This is a genomic window from Methylosoma difficile (assembly GCF_054657615.1).
On sequence record NZ_BAAHYJ010000001.1, the window covers coordinates 769,198 to 787,390 of the forward strand.

An 18,193-nucleotide genomic window follows, 5' to 3' on the forward strand; every position below is an offset into this window, starting at 1 on the left:
TCACCAAGATTTCATAGGGAGGCCAGCATTTTTAGCCGGTAAGTATTCCGGCCTTGTTGTTTGGCTTGGTAAAGCAACTGGTCGGCTGTTTCCAGCAACTGTTCAGTTGAAAAGCTTTCATCAGGAATGGTGGTGACACCGCCCATACTCAGGGTGACAGGCTTCGCAAGCGTATCGCTGGTGTATTGGTTTTGTACGTTTTTTAAGCAGGCTTGGATTTTTTTGGCGACAACTTCGACGCCAAAACTGTCGGTATCGGGCAAGATCACGGCAAATTCTTCGCCGCCAAAACGAGCGACCATATCGCTGGAAAAACGGATGGCTTCTTGTAGTGCCTGGGCAATCACCATCAGGCAACGGTCGCCAGCCAAATGCCCGTAAGTGTCGTTATAGGCTTTAAAGTAATCGACATCACAAATCAGTAACGATAAAGGCTTTTTATAGCGTAAGTGGTAATGCCATTTTTGTTTAAGCCAATGGTTAAAGCTACGACGGTTGAGCAGTTGGGTCAGGTCGTCAATCGATGCCAGTTCCTTCAGTTTGGCATTTGCGGCTTGCAAGTCTTGGTTAAGGGTCACCAACTCTTGGGTTTGTTGTTCGATCACTTGTTGCATTTGTTGCATCACGTGGTACATCTCGGTGGGATCAAGCAATTTGAGTAACTGGCTTTGCGTAACAATGCCTGCCAATGTGCCGTAACCTTCGGTAACGACTAAGCGGCGTATATTCAGTGTCTGCATTTTTTCGTGTACGCCCCATAGCGAATCTTGGTCGTTGACGACCGAAAGCGGCGTGGTCATCACGTTTTGTGCCGTTACTTCATTAAAATCCACCCCTTTTGATACGAACCGTACGGTATCGCGCTCGGTGATAATACCAATGGGTCTGTTGTTTTCAGGCTGGTGAATCACCACGCAGCTTACCCGATGTTGCGCCATTTTTTTGACGAGGCTAAGCAGTGGCTCGTCAGGCGTACCCAAGATGATTTTTTTCTCCATCACCTCGGCAACGCGGATGTAGCGCAATAAATGTTCTGGTTTTAAGTGGCTGCGCACGCTTTCGGGGGTGGCGATGCCGATCACTTGGTCGGCATCGTCCAAAATGGGTACGTGGCGGATTTTATGTAGGTTGAAAAGGCGCGAAACAGAAAAAATGTCGATGGCTTCCGATGATTTCAGGAACACCACATTGCGGGTCATCATTTGCCCAAGTGTCAAACCTAACAGTTTAGTGTTTGAGGAAACCAGCCGGACCACATCGCGCTCGGTAAAAATACCCGCCAATTGCTTGTCTTCTGTCACTAACACGCTGCTGGTGCGGGTGGTGGACATTTGGTCAATGGCCTCTGTTACCAAGGTTTGCGTGGGTAAGGTGAGTGGCAACGCTTGAATAATGGATTCAATAGCCGGTTGCGTAGGGGCGAGGGGTGACATCATCTCTCCAAAATAAGTTTTTGCTTATTGGCTATGATGGCAGTCTGTTGATATTAAGGCAACTGGCTATTTTGATTAAATAAATAGCTGTTGGTGGTCGGGGCTGGATAAGGGTAACAGGGTGCCGACGGTAAATAGGCTTATTTATCGCCGGCAATAGGGAAGGTTGATGGGTTAGCTGTCTTGTTTGCTGATAAATTTTTTGCCAAAAGCAATCACTTCATGGCGTTTGACCACGGCTGTGTAGCTCAACAAGCCCAGCAAAATGCCACCTAGCAATTTGCCGATAGGCGAGCCTTGGTCAGCGGCAACAATCCCGTCCACCGAGTTTCTCACCACGTTTTGCACGGCTACTTTGGCGGGGGTGACTTCGGCATTCAAGTCAGGCAGGCCCAAACTTTTCCAGGCATCGTAATCTTGCCAAATGGGGTAATTGCCTTGCCACAAACCTTTGGCGAAATAAGGCGACAAGCTCATGCCGTGGGCTTTAGGAATGCCTTTGTCATCAACAAAATCTTTATAAACCACCAAGCTGATGTCACCGCCTTCGCCGTGTCCGTCAGTGGTGAAAGATTTTTCCACGTGGTCGTGGAACATCCAAATACCTTGCCCAAAGCTGTTCAAGCCGTCGTCAATGCCGCTCAGCGACAAATCAATCCGTTGCGCGGGTACCATGCCGTGTACGTCGCGCTGTATGTACGAGCCAGGGCCGTTGTCGACGCCATCGTAATGGGTGATGGTCGGTTTATGACCGTGGATATGCAACGCAAATGCTTCGGTATGTCCATTCAGCACTCGCAATTTCACTTGCTGGTTTTCTTCCATGTGGATCAGCGATTCGCGCAAAGTGTAAGGGAACGAGCGACCGTTGAGCATGAAATAATCATCGGTAGCGTCTGTGGTGTCGTACTCAGTGTTCATGTGCTTGGCGATCAGACGTGGATCGTTGGCAGAACGCGCGACCACTTCATGCAATTCTTTGTCCGCCGATTGGTAATGCAAATCGTATTCGCGGGCGTATTTTTCCAGCACGGCGACTGACGGGTGGCGCACTTGGCCTGCACCGACGTTAAAAGTTTGTACCCAGTTGTTCGGACGGTTTTCTTCCACCACGAAAATGCCTTGCAAACCCATCGGGATGTGCGTGTGCGGTTGCACGTGGCAGTGGTAATACATGGTGCCGGCTTGGCGCGGCTTAATCACATAGGTTTTGCTTTGCCCCGGCATGGTGTCCATGTTGCTGGTTTGACCGACGCCGTCATTGCCGTTGCCGCCGTGATCCATAAACGGATGGTCGATACCGTGCAAATGGATGGAGTGTGGCAGGTAATGGGTGTTTTCCAGCACAATCCAAATCACATCGTCTTGCTCAACACGGATAACCGGTGATGGCGCGCGCAGCAGCGGATTCGCTTGTGGTTCGTACAAGCTTAGGGTCGACATATCGCGGGTTTTCGGCGCGTACACCCAGAAGGTCGGTTGTATGCCAGGGGCAATATCAAAGGTGGTGATCGGGTCTTTGACATCGGGCGAGTGACCGTTCAGTTCCACCACTTCCAATTTAATGACAATTTTGTCCGGGTCGCCGTCATTATCCATGTCATCTGACACGGTAATGGCATCGGCAGCCAGTTGCGTTTGCATCAAGGTTTCCATGGAAATGCCGTTGGTGCCTTTTACAAAGGCGGCAATATCGGCAGGATTGTCAGGGTTGCACAGTTTGGATTCCTGAATGGCAACGCCGTCAACCGTTTGTGCTTTGCGCCACTCCGGCGAGGTGAAATCGGAGCAGACTTCTTCCACAGGTCCCAGCTCGACTTTGGCGGACGGTGGCAAATCGGTGCTGGCATGGCTCCAAGCATGGCTAAGGAGCAGTACCGCGCCGCCGGTAAAGGTAAGAAGTTTTTTACGCATACGATAACCTCGGGAAAACAAACTGTTGATGAATCAAACGCCACAAATACAGCGATAAAACAATATCCCCACTATTTTAACTGAATAGTGCCGGTAAGTCTTTTAGGCTTTTGCTGGCTTGTTAAGATTCGGGTGATGTTAAACCATCGATAGCGACACTGTATTGATATTGGTCAAATGCGTGGCTTGCTAACGGTCAAAAAACGAATATAACCTGAGTGGATCAATAAGCAACCGGCAATGCGCGCAAGGCTTTACCAAAGCAAGCCGATTTGAGACTATACCCTATTGGCTAAAACCGATGGCAGGACCAACGGTGCCGCAGGTTTTTTTACTTTTAAATAACAAAAATAATCATCCCCGTGCAAACACAACCCCGCTATCTCGTCGGCATCGACCTTGGCACCACCCACACCGTCGTTGCCTACAGCCCTATCGACCCCAGCCAACAGGCGATCAAACTGTTCCCTATCGAACAGCTCATCGCCCCAGGACAAGTCGCCGCACGCCCTTTGCTGCCCTCGGTGCGTTACCATCCGGCAGCCGGTGAATTGTCGGACGACGATGTCAGCTTCTCACCCGCCGGTGCTGAGGCCGTCATCGGCGAAGCGGCGCGCTTGTTGGGCGCAAAAAGCAAAGGCCGTTTTGTCACCAGCGCAAAAAGCTGGTTGTCGCATCCGTCGGTTGACCATGGTGCCGATATTTTGCCGTGGGGAGCGGGCGAGGATGTCGCCAAAGTTTCACCGATTGTTGCCAGTGCCAGCTATTTGGCGCATATCCGTACCGTGTGGCGGCATCAGTTCCCCGATGCGCCGTTGGAAGCGCAAGACATTGTCATCACTGTACCGGCTTCGTTTGACGAAGCGGCGCGTTCACTCACCTTAGAAGCTGCGCGTCTGGCGGGCTTGCCGCAAGTGCGCCTGCTGGAAGAGCCGCAAGCCGTGTGTTACGACTGGCTGCGCCGTTATGCGGGCAACATCAGGCAAGCCTTGGCAGACGTGCATTTGCTGCTGGTTTGCGATGTCGGCGGCGGCACCACCGACTTCACGCTGATTAAAGTTGAGCATAACGAAGGCGAACCCCGATTGACCCGAATTGGCGTTGGCGACCATCTCATGCTCGGCGGCGATAACATCGACTTAGCGTTGGCGCATCTGGCGGAAAGCCGTTTGGGCGAGCCGGACAAACGTTTGTCGGCGGCGGAATTGTCGCAATTGTTAGAACAATGCCGCATCGCCAAAGAACGTCTGCTGGCAGATGACGCACCGGAACAGCTGAGCGTGACCTTGCTGGGCGGCGGTTCGCGGCTGTTCGGCAATGCCCGTACCGTGCTGCTCAGCCGCGATGAAGTCCGCAATATTGCTTTGGACGGCTTCTTCCCGTTCTCAGGTTTGAATGAATTGCCTGATAAAAAACGCAGCGGCGTGGTTGAATTTGGCTTGCCATACGCAGCGGAACCCGCTATCAGCAAGCATATCGCCGCGTTTTTGCAGCGCCACGGACAAGCCGCGCGGGATGCGCTGAAAACCGACAGCATCGTTCCTGACGGCTTGTTGCTGAACGGCGGCGTGTTCCGCAGCCAGCCGATTAGCCAACGCGCGGTCGCCTTGTTGGCAAATTGGGGCGAACGCCCGCCAGTCTTGTTGGACAACCAACATCCCGAATTGGCGGTGGCGTTTGGTGCGGTCAGTTATGCCATTAACCGCCGCGAGAAAAAGCTCAAAATCGGCGGCGGTTCGGCGCGCAGCTATTTTCTGCTGGTCGATACCGACAATCCTGCGCAACAACAAGGCATCTGCATTTTGCCCAAAGGCAGCGAAGAGGGCGACGAAGTGCTGCTAAAAGACCGCCGCTTTGCTTTGCGTTTGGGGCAGCCGGTGCGTTTCCATTTGGCCTCCAACAGCGGCGACAGCGATTTCAAAGCTGGCGATGTCGTTGACATTACCGATGCCTTCCATGCCTTGCCGCCGCTGGCGGTCGCGTTTACCGGCCTTGGCGACCACGCCGAAGCCATTGTGCAATTGGCGGTTACGCATACTGAAGTCGGTACCTTAAAAATGGAATGCGTCGCCGTTGACCAGCCTGAACAGCAGCGCTGGAACGTCGAATTCCAAATCCGCAAAAAAGCTTTGGGCAATGTACCCGCCGATGTCAGTCTGCCACCGCAATTTGCCGCAGCGGTGGAGAAAATTACCGCCGTGTTTGGCGCAAAATCCAAGCAAATCGACCCCAAAGCGGTTAAAAACTTGCGTGCCGAATTGGAAAAACTCTTGGGAGCTGAGCGTAGCCAATGGTCGATACCGTTGGTGCGCGCCTTGTTTGCAGCCTTGTTGGACGGTCTGAAATACCGCCGCCGCTCCGACAACCACGAACGCATCTGGCTGAGCTTGACGGGCTTTTGTTTACGTCCTGGCTTCGGTTACCCGTTGGATGATTGGCGCGTTGAACAACTGTGGAAAACCTATCCGCAAGGCTTGCAGTTCGTCAATGAAACCCAAAACTGGAGCGAATGGTGGACGCTCTGGCGGCGCATTGCCGGTGGCTTAAGTGCTGAAGCGCAAGAGCAATTGTTCGATGACATTAGTAAATTCATCAACCCGGCGGCGGCACGGCAAGCCAATGTCGCCAAACAACTGAAAACGCGCAGCTACGATGACATGGTGCGCTTGGCGGCGGTGCTGGAACGCTTGCCGGTTGCCAAGAAAATCCAATTGGGGGAATGGCTGCTGAAACGCTTGGAAAAAGTTAGCGAACCTGAACAAAGCTGGTGGGCGGTCGGGCGAATTGGTGCCAGGATGCCGTTCCATGGCAGCAGCCATAATGTTGTCGATGCCCAAAATGCCGCTGTTTGGCTACAACAGCTATTACGCGAAGATTGGCGGAAAAATCTCCACGCCAGCTTTGCCGCCACGCTCATCGCCCGTATGAGCGGCGACCGCGACCGCGATATTGATGACGCGCTACGCCAGCAAGTGCTGGACAAGCTGAAACTCAGCAAAGCCCCGCAATCGTGGCTGGACATGGTCGAGCAAGTGAAAGTGCTGGACGAAAAAGAAGAGAAGCAAATTTTTGGCGAAGCGTTGCCGCCGGGTTTGAAGTTGATTTGATGCTGGCACAGCTAGCGGTAATGCCTTGATGGGCGTGAATAGCCGCTTGCGTTTACTGGCAAGTTACGTTGAAATAATGCATTAACTTTCCAGTAGCTGAAGAAATGAGCGAAAAAAATAACATCATCGTCGAAGCCGAGCCAGAGTATATTGCCGAGCAATCCATGCCCGCGCAAGGCCGCTTCGTGTTCGCCTATACGATTACCATTACGAATGCAGGTCAAATTCCTGCCAAACTGTTGTCGCGGCATTGGGTGATTGTTGATTCCAATGGCAAAACTCAAGAAGTCCGTGGTGAAGGCGTGGTTGGCGAGCAACCTTATTTGCGTCCGGGCGAATCGTTCAGTTACACCAGTGGCGCAATCATCGACACGGCTGTTGGTACGATGCAAGGCATTTATCTGATGCGTTCTGACGAAGGCGAGAGCTTTTCCGCCGCCATTCCTAAATTCACCTTATCCATTCCCAGAACCCTGCACTAATGGCGATTTACGCAATCGGCGATATTCAAGGCTGTTATGACGATTTACGTCGGCTTTTGGATGCCATTGACTTTAACGAACACAACGATGTGTTGTGGATAGCGGGCGATTTGGTTAACCGTGGCCCCAAATCGTTGGATGCGTTGCGTTTTGTCAAAGGATTGGGTGATGCGGCTGTGATGGTGTTAGGCAATCATGATATGCATTTGCTGGCGGCTTCGTGTACACAAAAAGTTGCCGATAAAAAAAATGACCTCAATCAAGTGTTGATTGCACCTGATTGTGATGAGCTGATTGAATGGCTGCGGTTTAGGCCGCTGTTCCATTACAACGACGAGTACTGTTTGTTGCATGCCGGTTTGCCGCCGCAATGGGATTTTGAGTTGACCAAAAAAATGGCGGCTTTGGCGGAGGAAACATTGCGTGGCTCCGACTACCGTACTTTTCTGCAACAAATGTATGGCAATAAGCCTAGCCAATGGACGGATGATTTACGCGGTGTAGCGCGTTTGCGCTTTATCATCAATACCTTCACCCGCATGCGCTATTGTGATGTCGATGGGCGTATGGATTTCAACAACAATGGCCCGGTTGGCAGCCAGCCAAAAAATCTATTGCCTTGGTTTGACGTTCCCAACCGTAAAAATGCTGAAATGCGCGTGGTGTTTGGGCATTGGTCAACCTTGGGTTATTACGAAGGCCATAATTGCTATGGTATCGACACCGGTTGTCTGTGGGGCGGACAGTTGACGGCACTAAGGCTGGACAAAGAGCCACAGCGAATTAGTATCGATTGCCCTTGTTCAAAAAAAAACGAAAAAATTCCACAAGAAAGGCCGTTTTCTGACGCTTAGGAAAGTAAAATTAGGTGTGTTGCGGCAAAAAAAACGGCTTGGGCGATATTCCCAAGCCGTTTTTTTAAGGATAAGCAGGATTTTTGATGGCTAATGCGAACACTTTCTTGCCTTTTAAAGGCCGTGCTTTGTTAGAAAAGCGAAGCGCAGATTAGCTAAAGAAAAATTGCAAAGAGGTTGTGCCTATATGGAGTACATCATTGTTATTAAGCCTGAGGAATCCGTCGTTGATGGGTTGTTTGTTGACGGAAATACTTTCTGAGTTTTCCAAGGCGGAGACAAAATAACCATCTTTTCTTCTGGCGATCACAACCACACCGCTACCGCTGTTGCCGATGCGGGTCATGGCTTTCTTTAAAGGCAATAACTTGCCAATATTGGCACCGCTCATTACTTGCAGACCTGCATTGCCGATGTGGCCAGTGTTTTCTGATTCCATTTGGGTTACTGTTGGCTTGGTTTGAATGTTTCTATTTTCTTCAATGAGGCTGCTGAAAGACTCTGTTGAGTGGAACAGCAATTCATGCTTACCCAGATTAATTTTGTCGTTATCATTAAGGACGGTTTCATTTACAGGTTTTCCATTAACTAAAAGCGGAAAGTTTTCGTCCATCTGCTTAATGGAGTTTATTCCGTCACTGTAAGTAATCGCGGCATGAAAGGGGGCAACGGCTAGACTCTCTATTCTAAGGTGGTTCGTTTCGTCGCTACCAATCTGAACCAAACCATTATCAAACAGATAAGAGTCGATAGCTTTATATTTAAAAAATACAGTCAGCTTAGGCATTGGGATAACACAGAATTAACAGAATTGATGGGGCTATTATAGACGGTATTGCCGGTAATCCAATAGGTTAAGGGGCTTATTGCTAAAAAACCAAACCTTGCTGCTAATTTCTTTGTTAATGTTGCTATTTTGCCGGTAAAAATTTTACCAGTTTTACCGTGTTATCATCGTGTTTCACAATTTCTAAAGGGTGTCCATGCAGCTTAATACTGGTACCTGCCTTCGGAATAGTTTCCATAAACTCAATGATGAGGCCGTTTAGGGTTTTCGGGCCATTAGTGGGTAAAGACCAATGGGTTAGCCGGTTTAATTCCCTGACGGTAATGTTGGCATCGACCAACAAGCTGCCGTCGCTTTGTTTTTTTATACTGTTTAAGTCATCGCTCAGCAGGCCGCCAGCAATTTCCTGTAGTAAATCGTCTAAGGTGACAAGGCCTTGCACATCGCCGTATTCATCAACAACCAAGCCAATGCGGCTTTTGTCGTTGCTAAAACGCAGCATTTGCGTGTAGACGGGTGTGTGTTCGGGGATATAGACCGGTTTGGAAATCAACTCCATAAGTGCATGTTTGTCAAAATGGACTTGTTCTAGCAAAACCAAGACGTTCCTAAGGTGTAAAAAGCCGACAATTTTGTCGATATTATTTTTATAAGCAACCAGTTGCGTGTGTGGGCTGGTTTTAATGTCGGTAATAATGTCTTCAATTGATGCTTCCAAATCAATGCCAATAATTTCATGGCGCGGAGTCATAATGTCTTCGACAGTGGCGGATTCCAAATCAAGAATGCCTTGCAGCATGTTCTGATAGCGTGCAGGCAGAAACTGTTCAGTTTCGTTAAGAATGCCTTGGAATTCTTCAATATTGATAAAATCTTGGCGGTTTTTTTTCAGGTTTACGCTAAATAAACGCAAGAGCAAGCTGACAAAACCATTAACTAACCAAATCAGTGGGTAGAAAACTTTAAGTAGCGGCGAGTAGATCCACGCGGCGGGAAAAGCTAACAATTCCGGTTTGGCGGCGGCTAGGGTTTTTGGTGTGGCCTCGGAAAAAACCAGCATGATAAGGGTAAGCAGCCCAATTGCTGCGGCAACCATCATGTGGTCGTCGGCATAGAATTTAAGGGCGATGACGGTGGTGATGGCGGCTGCCAAGTTGTTGACAAAATTATTGCCCAATAAGATCAGCCCCAGGAGCCGGTCGGGCTTTTGTAGGATGTGCTTGGCCTTAATGGCGCCGGCATGTTTATTGTTTGCCAAATGCCTTAAGCGATAACGGCTTAAAGTCATCAGCGCCGATTCTGAGCCGGAGAAAAACGCCGACAAAACCAACATGACGGCAAGTATGCCAAATAGCATACCGATGGGCATATCGTTCAAAAAAACCACTCCTTTTTTGTGAAAACACCTGTAGTTTCTATGATGCAGATTTTTTGTCAAGCAGGAATAGGCGGTTTTGAGACTTGGCGCGTGCTGCAAAGGCTAACAAACCGCTTCCCATAAAAGGAGGCCAAGCCCATGCGCGCCAACTAACGCCCGCTTGGCGGTTCAGGTAAAATAGCTGACCCGTTTGCGATAAGCCTATCCATTAACCGCATCAAGCTTTTTACCTGCCTAAACATGCTAAGAATTACCGAATTTAAACTGCCTTTGGCGCATACCGAAGCGGAACTGATTACCGCTGTGGTGAGCCGTTTGGCGATCAATCCTGACGATTTCATCAGCTATGCGGTGTTCCGCCAAGGCCACGACGCCCGCAAACGTGCGGCGATTTTGCTGGTTTATACGCTCGATGTGCAGGTAAAAAATCAGCAAGCCGTTTTGGACAAGTTTGCAGGCGACCCCCATATCAATATTACGCCTGAAACCCAATACCAACAGGTTGCCCGTGCGCCGGAAAATCTCCCGCAGCGGCCCATCGTGATTGGTTTGGGGCCGTGCGGATTGTTTGCCGGTTTGCTGCTTGCCGAAATGGGCTTCAAGCCAGTTATTCTCGAACGTGGCAAAGAAGTGCGCGAGCGAACCAAAGACACCTTCGGTTTGTGGCGCAAAAGCGTGTTCAATCCTGAATCAAACGTGCAGTTTGGCGAAGGCGGCGCGGGTACGTTTTCGGACGGTAAGCTGTACACCCGTATCGGCGACCCTAAACATTATGGACGTAAAGTGCTGACTGAATTCGTCAAAGCCGGTGCGCCCGAAGAAATCCTTTGGGTCAGCAAACCGCATATCGGCACGTTCAGGCTGGTGTCAATGGTGGAACAAATGCGCGCGACCATTGAATCATTGGGTGGCGAAATCCGTTTTCAGCAACGTGTAGAGCAATTGGCGCTCAACAACGGGCAAGTCGAAGGCGTGGTGCTGGCGAACGGCGAAACGCTGCACAGCCAACATGTGGTGTTGGCGGTTGGGCATAGCGCGCGCGACACCTTTAAAATGCTTTACGAAAGCGGTGTTTATATTGAAGCCAAACCGTTTTCGGTCGGTTTTCGGATAGAACACCCACAATCGCTAATAGACCGCTGCATGTTTGGCGATTATGCCGGTCATCCCCTGTTGGGCGCGGCCGATTATAAGCTGGTGCATCATTGCCAAAACGGGCGCTCGGTGTACAGCTTTTGTATGTGTCCGGGCGGCACAGTGGTGGCGGCTACTTCGGAAGCGGGGCATGTGGTCACTAACGGCATGAGCCAGTATTCCCGTAACGAGCGCAACGCCAACAGCGGTATTGTAGTCGGCATCAGCCCCGAACAAGACTACCCAGGCCATCCCTTGGCAGGTATTGACTTGCAGCGGCAATGGGAAAGGCAAGCGTTTTTGCTAGGTGGCGAAACTTACCAAGCGCCTGGGCAATTGGTGGGCGATTTTCTCGCCCAAAAGCCATCAACCGCGTTGGGCAGTGTCTTGCCTTCGTACACGCCAGGGGTGACGCTAGGCGACTTAAGCACCGCCTTACCCGATTACGCGATTACCGCCATCCGTGAGGCTTTACCTGCCTTCGATAAAAAAATCAAAGGTTTTGCCATGCACGATGCCGTTTTGACCGGTGTGGAAACCCGCACTTCGTCGCCTATCCGCATCAAACGCAACGACGATAATCTGCAAAGCCTCAACACCCGTGGTTTGTATCCGGCGGGTGAAGGCGCGGGTTATGCGGGGGGGATTTTGTCGGCGGCAGTGGATGGAATCCGTGTAGCCGAAGCGGTGGCCTTGGCAATAATGGGCAAGTCGCCGAAAAACTGATTATTTCGAGCGTTTGCTGGTGTTGTAAGTAAAGGAAGACACTACGCCACGTTTGTCGAATTTAATCACCAAATCTTCGCTGCTGCTGTCATTGAGCATGCTGTAGCTGTAATCACCATACGTCCAGGTTTTAAAACCGTTATCAATACCTGTCCGATAAGGCGTGCCAAAGGTGGTGAAGATGTCGTTTTGGCTGGTTTCGCCGATGCGGATGGAGGAAACTTGACCGGACGGGAATGGATGTCCAACGGTCATACAGCCTGACGTCAGCAACATGCCAGATAAGGCTAAAACCGGTAAAGCGCGGCGCGGCGATAGAAAAGACAGTAAAAATGCGTTCATATCAGTTATTCCTTAAAATCATTAGGTAGAAAGGGTGTCACGAGGAAAGCAACGCCGCTTATTTTTTGCGGACATAAAAAATTTGTACGCTTTCTTGTTTAAGCAAATCGACCATGGTGTGGCCGGTTTGTTCGACATAAACGCCAAAATCCAAATGCGCTGCCGGATCGGTGGCGATGACTTTGACAACATCGCCGCTTTTTACTTCCATTAAAGCTTTTTTCAGACGCAGCAGCGGCAAAGGGCAATTCAAGCCGCTGGCATCGACTTCCAGACTAAATTCAATCATGTTGCGATACGGTTTTCTTAACGTTGTAGCAAATGCTTATAATAACACCCCTTATAAAATCTACGTATTGCCTCAGCTATGGAATATTTCCCAATTTTTGTAAAACTGCAAGGCCAAGCTTGCCTTGTGGTGGGCGCGGGCGAGATTGCCGCACGTAAAATCGACTTGTTGGCGAGGGCAGGGGCGGACATCACGGTGATTGCCAAGGAAGTGAAAGTCCCAGTTTTAAAGATTCAACATCAACATCGGCTGTCCATTTTGCACAAAGCTTTTGTGCCTGACGATGTGCAAGGTTTCAAGTTGGTCATTTCCGCCACCGACAACGATGAAACCAACTGCTTGGTGGCGGACAGCGCCAAACAGCGCGATATTCTGGTCAACGTGGTTGATAGTCCGGCGTTATGCAGTTTTATTTTTCCGGCGATTGTTGACCGTTCGCCGATTATTGCTGCCGTTACTTCCGGCGGTGCGGCGCCAGTTTTGGCTAGATTGCTGCGCGCCAAGCTGGAAAGCATCATCCCTCCCAGCTACGGGCGTTTGGCCCAGCTTGCCGAAAAATTCCGCCCAGCGGTAAAAAACACCATTGCCGAACCGGCACAACGGCGTATTTTTTGGGAAAACATCCTGCAAGGCGCGGTGGCTGAATTGGTTTTTGCTGGAAACGAACAGCAAGCCGAACAACAATTGCAGGCCAAATTGGCGCAGCACCAAGCCAATGTCAACAATGGCGAAGTCTATCTGATTGGCGCAGGTCCCGGTGCGCCCGATTTGTTGACCTTCCGTGCTTTGCGTCTGATGCAGCAAGCCGATGTGGTGGTTTACGACCACTTGGTGTCACCGGAAATTTTAGATTTGGCGCGCCGCGATTCGGAAAAAATCTATGTCGGCAAACAACGTCAAAACCATACCTTGGCGCAAGAAAACATCAACCAACTGTTGGCGGACCTTGCCAAAGCCGGTAAACGCGTAGTGCGTTTAAAAGGCGGCGATCCGTTTATTTTTGGGCGCGGCGGCGAAGAGATTGAAACCTTAATGCAACAAGGCATTGCTTTTCAGGTTGTGCCAGGCATTACGGCAGCATCGGGTTGCGCCAGTTATGCCGGTATTCCGCTGACGCACCGCGACCACGCACAATCGTGCATTTTCGTTACCGGTCATCTTAAAAATGACGACATCAATTTAAATTGGACGCAACTGGCAGCGCCCAACCAAACGGTTGTGGTGTACATGGGCTTGGTGGGTTTGGAAAAAATCTGCCAAGCGTTGATAGCCCATGGAAGCCCAAAGGATTTGCCGATTGCTTTAGTGCAGCAAGGTACAACTACGCACCAGCGTGTCATCACCGGCACATTGACTACTTTGCCAAGTTTGGTTGCGGCACAAGAAGTGAAAGCGCCCACCTTGATAATTATCGGTACGGTGGTGACGCTGCATGAAAAGTTGAATTGGTTTCAGGGCGAAGCAAGCTAAGGCTTGTCGGGTATTTCTGAGATTTTGGCGGGTTTTTGGTTTAATGCCGTCAAGTTAAGCCATTCATGGTTTGACAAGCTCACCACGAACGGCTTAACTTCTATTTCGATTGCCTCTTTGAAAGCGGCAGTATTTTGGAAGCCGCAGGCAAAAGCTGTTTAGTGGATATGCACTTCGCGGCCTTTCACCATATCGCTTCTTTTCAAGGTGTATTCGTCTTCCATATCTTTAGGCATGGGCGTGCCATTGCTGTTCAGCTGCACAATCGTGCCTTCATCATCAATGCGGTACTGTTTGATTGCGCCGTCTTTGCGGGGCGTCAGCACCAGCACGCGTTTTTCATCATCCCACGTGTATTTGCCTTTTTCGTACAGCTCTCGTGATGAGTCCCTGGCGTATTGCGTTACCAGCAAATACAGGTTGTTTTGTTTTAATGACAAAGTGGTCTTAATGCCATTGCAGTCGGCACAGGGCAGGTAACCGTAAAACACGCCATGAAAATCCTTGTTCTTGTCGATGGGTATATGCTGGCTGTGATCCATCTTTTCCTGATGGTGCTGGGCGCGGGCTTGCAGTAATTTTTCTTTCATTTCCATATCCGACGAGGCCGCTAAGGCAGATAAGGATGAAGACAGCAACGCGCCGTAAAGTAAGAATGTAACCGTTTGTTTTAATTTTTGTTGTAATAATTGCATGGAAGCCCTCTTGTATCGGTCGTTCAGGTTGTTCGGTATCGTTTGGTAAAGACCTCTGGCAAGGGTAACAGCAATCTTGCCAGCGTCAATATTTAAACTTAACGCAACACCGGCAAGCCCGCGTCCACGCCGTAATTTTGCCCCCGATGGCGCAGCAAATGGTCCACCAGCACAATCGCCACCATCGCCTCGGCAATCGGTGTGGCGCGTATGCCGACGCAAGGGTCGTGGCGGCCTTCGGTGATGACGTCAATGGCTTCGCCAAAGCGGTTGATGCTTTTGCCTGGCAAACGCAAGCTGGAGGTGGGTTTTAAAGCGATGCTGGCGCGGATGTCTTGCCCGCTGGAGATGCCGCCCAAAATGCCGCCCGCGTGGTTGCTTAAAAAACCTTCGGGGGTGATTTCATCGCGGAATTTGGTGCCTTTGGTGTCGATGCAGGCAAAGCCGTCGCCAATTTCCACACCTTTAACGGCGTTGATGCTCATCAGCGCATAGGCCAATTCGGCATCCAAACGGTCGAAAATCGGTTCGCCCAAGCCGGCGGGAACATTGCTGGCGACCACTTCAATACGCGCGCCAATGGATTCACCTTCTTTGCGTAAGGCGTCCATGTACGCTTCCATTTGCGGCACTTTATCGGCATCGGGGCAGAAAAACGGGTTGCTGTCGATGATGCTCCAATCGAGTTTTTCAATCTTAATCGGTCCCAGTTGCGATAAGTAACCGCGCACTTCCACGCCAGCGATTTCTTTCAGATATTTTTTGGCAATGCCGCCAGCAGCGACGCGCATGGCGGTTTCCCGTGCCGAAGAGCGTCCGCCGCCGCGATAATCGCGAAAGCCGTATTTTTGCTGGTAAGTCAGATCGGCATGACCGGGACGGAAGCTGTCGGCAATTTTGGAATAGTCTTTTGAGCGTTGGTCGGTGTTTTCAATCAACAACGCAATCGGTGTGCCGGTTGTTTTGCCTTCGAACACGCCGGAGAGGATTTTCACGACATCGTCTTCGCGGCGTTGGGTGGTGTGGCGCGAAGTGCCGGGCTTGCGGCGGTCCAAGTCGTGTTGTAAATCTTCTTCGCACAGATCCATGCCGGGAGGGCAACCATCGACGATGCAGCCAATAGCTGGTCCGTGGCTTTCGCCAAATGAGGTGACGGTGAATAATTTTCCGATGGTGTTTCCAGACATAATTAACCTAAAGCTGCTAAAAATAAATCGTGATAATCCTGCACTTGTTCGGCAGTCAGCAAAAATACGCCGTCGCCGCCGCGTTCAAATTCCAGCCAATAGAATGGCACATCGGGGAAGGTGTCTTGCAAGGTTTGCGCGCTGCTGCCCACTTCAACAATTAAGATACCTTGGTCGGTCAAATGGTTGATGGCTTGCACGAGGATGCGGATGACTAAATCCAAGCCCGATTCGCCGCCTTTAAAGCCCATTTCCGGCTCGGCCAAAAACTCGGCAGGCAGTTGTTGCCATTCGGCGACGCTGACGTAAGGCGGATTGCTGACGATAATGTCGTATTGCTGGTCTTCCAGTTCGGCAAACAAGTCCGATGAGTAGAGGGTGACGGAGTCTGCCAATTGGTGTTTATCGACGTTGATTTCTGCGACCGCTAACGCATCGGCAGACAAGTCCACGGCATCGACCATCGCATTTGGAAAAGCATAGGCGCAGGCGATGGCAATGCAGGCGCTGCCGGTGCATAAGTCTAAAATCCATTCAACTTGGTTTTCGTCCACCCAAGGCGCAAAACGTTGTTCGATCAGCTCGGCAATCGGCGATCTGGGCACTAATACGCGTTCGTCAACATAAAAAGACAAGCCGGCAAAAATGGCTTCGTTGGTCAGGTAGGCAGCGGGAACGCGTTGCCGGATGCGTTGCTCGATGATGTCGATAACGGCTTGGCGTTCGTCTAAGGTCAGCACGGTGTCCAGGTAAGCGTCCGCTAAATTGTAAGGCTGGTAAACGGTGTGCAAGACCAGTGCGGCGGCTTCGTCCAAGGGCGTGGCGGTGCCATGCCCGAAGGCGATTTGCGCCTGCTTAAAGCGGCTGGCGCCCCAGCGGATGTAATCGCGCAGGGTGTTTAACGTGCTAATCACGTCAGAAGTGGTTGAGTTCATAGGTTGCAGTCTAAAGTTTAGAGTTTGTCAGCTTTGTCTTTGGCTTCTTTGGCGCCAGCAGTATTTTTTTGTAAGTCGCGGGCTTTGGCGATCAGCAGCCAACAATGCTTTTTCAATGCATTGTCTTTACCGGTGAGCGACAGGGCTTTTTTCGCCAAGTCTTCAGCTAAACGCGGTTTGGATTGGTCCAGCTTGATGACCGCCAGTTTGTAGTACAGGGCGGCATTGCGCGGTTCAATCCGAATGGCGCGTTCGATGGTGGCGGTTGCCGCTTCGTTATTGCCTTTTTGGCTGTCTTTGTTGGCGGCAATCATTAACGCACCCACCGCTGGCGAGGAGGGGGCAAATGATTGCAACGGCTCAAACGCCATGGGCGGTGGAGGTGGCGGAGGGGCAATAACCGGTTGCGGTTCGGTTGTTGGTGTGGGTAATTGGCCTTGTTCGGGTGTGCCGGTTGCTGGTGGTTCTGTGGTTGCAGTGCCGGGTGCAATGTCCGGTATGGTCGGCAATACCTGCTCAGCAGCTTGTTGGGGTTCCTGTGGGATTTCTATGGGCGAAAGCGTCGGTTCGGCAGGTATTTCTAGTGCTTGAGTTTGCACGCCGTTAGATTCTTGCGGCGTTGGGGGTGGCTCTGGTGTAGGCGCAGCAATGGGTGCTGGCTCAGTATAAACGGTTTGACCGCCTTGGTAGACGGGCGCGGGGTCTTGGCGGTCAAATAAGCTGGCACATCCGCTCAGCAGGCTGGAGGTGAGTGTGCAGAAAAGCAAAATTCGCTGGGTGGACATTGTCATGGCTTCTTATTATGGCAACCGCTGGTTGCAGCAGGTCTTTGTTAGGTTGTTGTCGGACGTTATTAAAACGGAATGTCGTCATCGAAGTCATCATAGTTCGGCGGCGGTGGCGGCATGTTTCCGGTTGGGTAAGCGGATGCCTGGCTGTGCTGCGGAGCGGGCGCGCTGCGGGTAGGTGCTGCGGCGTAGTTGCCTTGGGGTTGTTCTGTGCCGGAAAACTCCGAGGTGCCGCCGGTGCGGTTGCCGAGCATGTGCAGTTCATTGGCGACAATTTCTGTAGTGTAGCGGTCTTGACCGTCCTTATCTTGCCATTTGCGGGTCTGTAAGCGGCCTTCAATGTAGACTTGGCGGCCTTTTTTTAGATATTCGCCAGCAATTTCCGCCAAACGGTTGTACAGCACAATACGATGCCATTCGGTTGCTTCCTTACGGTCACCTGTTTGCCGGTCTTTCCAGCGCATAGTGGTTGCCAAGGTAATGTTGGCAACAGCACCGCCGGTGGGCATGTAGCGTACTTCAGGGTCTGCGCCCAGATTACCGATTAGCGTGACTTTATTAAGCATGTGTTCTCCTGATTTCGTTTACTGATGACTATAACATTTTTTCAATCACGGCTATAGCTAAGGCGCAAATGCGGACGGTGTTGCCTTGGCAAGAGAAAAGATAATT

16 protein-coding genes are annotated in these 18,193 nt (G+C 50.8%); 5 read left to right on the plus strand and 11 right to left on the minus strand.

All coding sequences use genetic code 11. From position 1 onward, the window contains the following. Positions 1 to 11: 11 nt before the first annotated feature. Complete coding sequence (locus tag ACYQ1O_RS03765; protein WP_459990297.1) at positions 12 to 1,436, minus strand: diguanylate cyclase domain-containing protein; 1,425 nt, start codon at positions 1,434 to 1,436, stop codon at positions 12 to 14. A 171-nt stretch (positions 1,437 to 1,607) separates the two neighbouring features. Further along, positions 1,608 to 3,347, minus strand: coding sequence for a multicopper oxidase domain-containing protein (locus ACYQ1O_RS03770; protein WP_459990298.1), 1,740 nt, complete (start codon positions 3,345 to 3,347; stop codon positions 1,608 to 1,610). Between the two features lie 362 nt (positions 3,348 to 3,709). Here ACYQ1O_RS03770 and ACYQ1O_RS03775 point away from each other — a divergent pair, with 362 nt between their 5' ends. From ACYQ1O_RS03775 to ACYQ1O_RS03785, 3 genes are all read left to right on the plus strand, one after another. Then, entirely contained in the window at positions 3,710 to 6,454 is a 2,745-nt protein-coding gene (locus ACYQ1O_RS03775) for an Hsp70 family protein (protein ID WP_459990299.1), read from the plus strand. Positions 6,455 to 6,558: 104 nt separating this feature from the next. Continuing rightward, positions 6,559 to 6,936, plus strand: a complete 378-nt coding sequence (gene apaG / locus ACYQ1O_RS03780) for a Co2+/Mg2+ efflux protein ApaG (protein ID WP_459990300.1) — start codon at positions 6,559 to 6,561, stop codon at positions 6,934 to 6,936. Beyond that, positions 6,936 to 7,790: a symmetrical bis(5'-nucleosyl)-tetraphosphatase gene (locus ACYQ1O_RS03785; RefSeq protein ID WP_459990301.1), complete on the plus strand. Its 855-nt coding sequence runs from the start codon at positions 6,936 to 6,938 to the stop codon at positions 7,788 to 7,790. Before apaG ends, ACYQ1O_RS03785 begins: the two co-directional genes overlap by 1 nt. 151 nt (positions 7,791 to 7,941) lie before the next feature. Here ACYQ1O_RS03785 and ACYQ1O_RS03790 read toward each other — a convergent pair whose 3' ends face one another. Both ACYQ1O_RS03790 and ACYQ1O_RS03795 read right to left on the minus strand, forming a co-directional pair. Next, positions 7,942 to 8,577, minus strand: a complete 636-nt coding sequence (locus tag ACYQ1O_RS03790) for an FHA domain-containing protein (protein ID WP_459990302.1) — start codon at positions 8,575 to 8,577, stop codon at positions 7,942 to 7,944. A gap of 124 nt (positions 8,578 to 8,701) precedes the next feature. Beyond that, positions 8,702 to 9,946: an HlyC/CorC family transporter gene (locus ACYQ1O_RS03795; RefSeq protein ID WP_459990631.1), complete on the minus strand. Its 1,245-nt coding sequence runs from the start codon at positions 9,944 to 9,946 to the stop codon at positions 8,702 to 8,704. Positions 9,947 to 10,195: 249 nt separating this feature from the next. On the opposite strand from ACYQ1O_RS03795, the gene ACYQ1O_RS03800 reads away from it, so the two are divergent. Continuing rightward, a complete protein-coding gene (locus ACYQ1O_RS03800) occupies positions 10,196 to 11,815 on the plus strand; it encodes an NAD(P)/FAD-dependent oxidoreductase (protein ID WP_459990303.1) in 1,620 nt (539 codons plus the stop codon). Here ACYQ1O_RS03800 and ACYQ1O_RS03805 read toward each other — a convergent pair whose 3' ends face one another. Together ACYQ1O_RS03805 and ACYQ1O_RS03810 are read right to left on the minus strand one after the other, a co-directional pair. Continuing rightward, positions 11,816 to 12,157 carry a hypothetical protein gene (locus ACYQ1O_RS03805; RefSeq protein WP_459990304.1) on the minus strand — a complete coding sequence of 114 codons (342 nt, stop codon included), beginning with the start codon at positions 12,155 to 12,157 and terminating at the stop codon, positions 11,816 to 11,818. Positions 12,158 to 12,215: 58 nt separating this feature from the next. Beyond that, the gene (locus ACYQ1O_RS03810; protein ID WP_459990305.1) at positions 12,216 to 12,446 is read right to left on the minus strand and encodes a sulfurtransferase TusA family protein; all 231 of its coding nucleotides are present in this window, start codon (positions 12,444 to 12,446) and stop codon (positions 12,216 to 12,218) included. 78 nt (positions 12,447 to 12,524) lie between these two features. Here ACYQ1O_RS03810 and cysG point away from each other — a divergent pair, with 78 nt between their 5' ends. Continuing rightward, the gene (gene cysG / locus ACYQ1O_RS03815; RefSeq protein WP_459990306.1) at positions 12,525 to 13,916 is read left to right on the plus strand and encodes a siroheme synthase CysG; all 1,392 of its coding nucleotides are present in this window, start codon (positions 12,525 to 12,527) and stop codon (positions 13,914 to 13,916) included. A gap of 158 nt (positions 13,917 to 14,074) precedes the next feature. On the opposite strand, the gene ACYQ1O_RS03820 is transcribed toward cysG, so the two are convergent. The 5 genes from ACYQ1O_RS03820 to ssb all read right to left on the minus strand — a co-directional run bounded on the left by ACYQ1O_RS03820 (position 14,075) and on the right by ssb (position 18,087). Beyond that, on the minus strand, positions 14,075 to 14,611 hold the full coding sequence (locus ACYQ1O_RS03820) for a copper resistance protein NlpE (protein ID WP_459990307.1): 537 nt from the start codon (positions 14,609 to 14,611) through the stop codon (positions 14,075 to 14,077). Positions 14,612 to 14,709: 98 nt separating this feature from the next. Further along, positions 14,710 to 15,798 carry a chorismate synthase gene (aroC, locus tag ACYQ1O_RS03825; protein WP_459990308.1) on the minus strand — a complete coding sequence of 363 codons (1,089 nt, stop codon included), beginning with the start codon at positions 15,796 to 15,798 and terminating at the stop codon, positions 14,710 to 14,712. Positions 15,799 to 15,800: 2 nt separating this feature from the next. Beyond that, positions 15,801 to 16,733 (minus strand): 50S ribosomal protein L3 N(5)-glutamine methyltransferase, encoded by a 933-nt coding sequence (prmB, locus tag ACYQ1O_RS03830; RefSeq protein ID WP_459990309.1) that lies wholly within the window; start codon positions 16,731 to 16,733, stop codon positions 15,801 to 15,803. Between the two features lie 17 nt (positions 16,734 to 16,750). After that, complete coding sequence (locus tag ACYQ1O_RS03835) at positions 16,751 to 17,524, minus strand: tetratricopeptide repeat protein (RefSeq protein WP_459990310.1); 774 nt, start codon at positions 17,522 to 17,524, stop codon at positions 16,751 to 16,753. A 62-nt stretch (positions 17,525 to 17,586) separates the two neighbouring features. Further along, complete coding sequence (ssb, locus tag ACYQ1O_RS03840; protein ID WP_459990311.1) at positions 17,587 to 18,087, minus strand: single-stranded DNA-binding protein; 501 nt, start codon at positions 18,085 to 18,087, stop codon at positions 17,587 to 17,589. Positions 18,088 to 18,193 lie beyond the last annotated feature (106 nt).

Excerpts from the sequence above, each read along its gene's own strand:
- ACYQ1O_RS03765 (WP_459990297.1), bottom strand. The coding sequence starts at position 1,436 with ATGATGTCACCCCTCGCCCCTACGCAACCGGCTATTGAATCCATTATT.
- ACYQ1O_RS03770 (WP_459990298.1), bottom strand. The coding sequence starts at position 3,347 with ATGCGTAAAAAACTTCTTACCTTTACCGGCGGCGCGGTACTGCTCCTT.
- apaG (WP_459990300.1), top strand. The coding sequence starts at position 6,559 with ATGAGCGAAAAAAATAACATCATCGTCGAAGCCGAGCCAGAGTATATT.
- ACYQ1O_RS03785 (WP_459990301.1), top strand. The coding sequence starts at position 6,936 with ATGGCGATTTACGCAATCGGCGATATTCAAGGCTGTTATGACGATTTA.
- ACYQ1O_RS03790 (WP_459990302.1), bottom strand. The coding sequence starts at position 8,577 with ATGCCTAAGCTGACTGTATTTTTTAAATATAAAGCTATCGACTCTTAT.
- ACYQ1O_RS03795 (WP_459990631.1), bottom strand. The coding sequence starts at position 9,946 with ATGCCCATCGGTATGCTATTTGGCATACTTGCCGTCATGTTGGTTTTG.
- ACYQ1O_RS03800 (WP_459990303.1), top strand. The coding sequence starts at position 10,196 with ATGCTAAGAATTACCGAATTTAAACTGCCTTTGGCGCATACCGAAGCG.
- ACYQ1O_RS03805 (WP_459990304.1), bottom strand. The coding sequence starts at position 12,157 with ATGAACGCATTTTTACTGTCTTTTCTATCGCCGCGCCGCGCTTTACCG.
- ACYQ1O_RS03810 (WP_459990305.1), bottom strand. The coding sequence starts at position 12,446 with ATGATTGAATTTAGTCTGGAAGTCGATGCCAGCGGCTTGAATTGCCCT.
- cysG (WP_459990306.1), top strand. The coding sequence starts at position 12,525 with ATGGAATATTTCCCAATTTTTGTAAAACTGCAAGGCCAAGCTTGCCTT.
- ACYQ1O_RS03820 (WP_459990307.1), bottom strand. The coding sequence starts at position 14,611 with ATGCAATTATTACAACAAAAATTAAAACAAACGGTTACATTCTTACTT.
- aroC (WP_459990308.1), bottom strand. The coding sequence starts at position 15,798 with ATGTCTGGAAACACCATCGGAAAATTATTCACCGTCACCTCATTTGGC.
- prmB (WP_459990309.1), bottom strand. The coding sequence starts at position 16,733 with ATGAACTCAACCACTTCTGACGTGATTAGCACGTTAAACACCCTGCGC.
- ACYQ1O_RS03835 (WP_459990310.1), bottom strand. The coding sequence starts at position 17,524 with ATGACAATGTCCACCCAGCGAATTTTGCTTTTCTGCACACTCACCTCC.
- ssb (WP_459990311.1), bottom strand. The coding sequence starts at position 18,087 with ATGCTTAATAAAGTCACGCTAATCGGTAATCTGGGCGCAGACCCTGAA.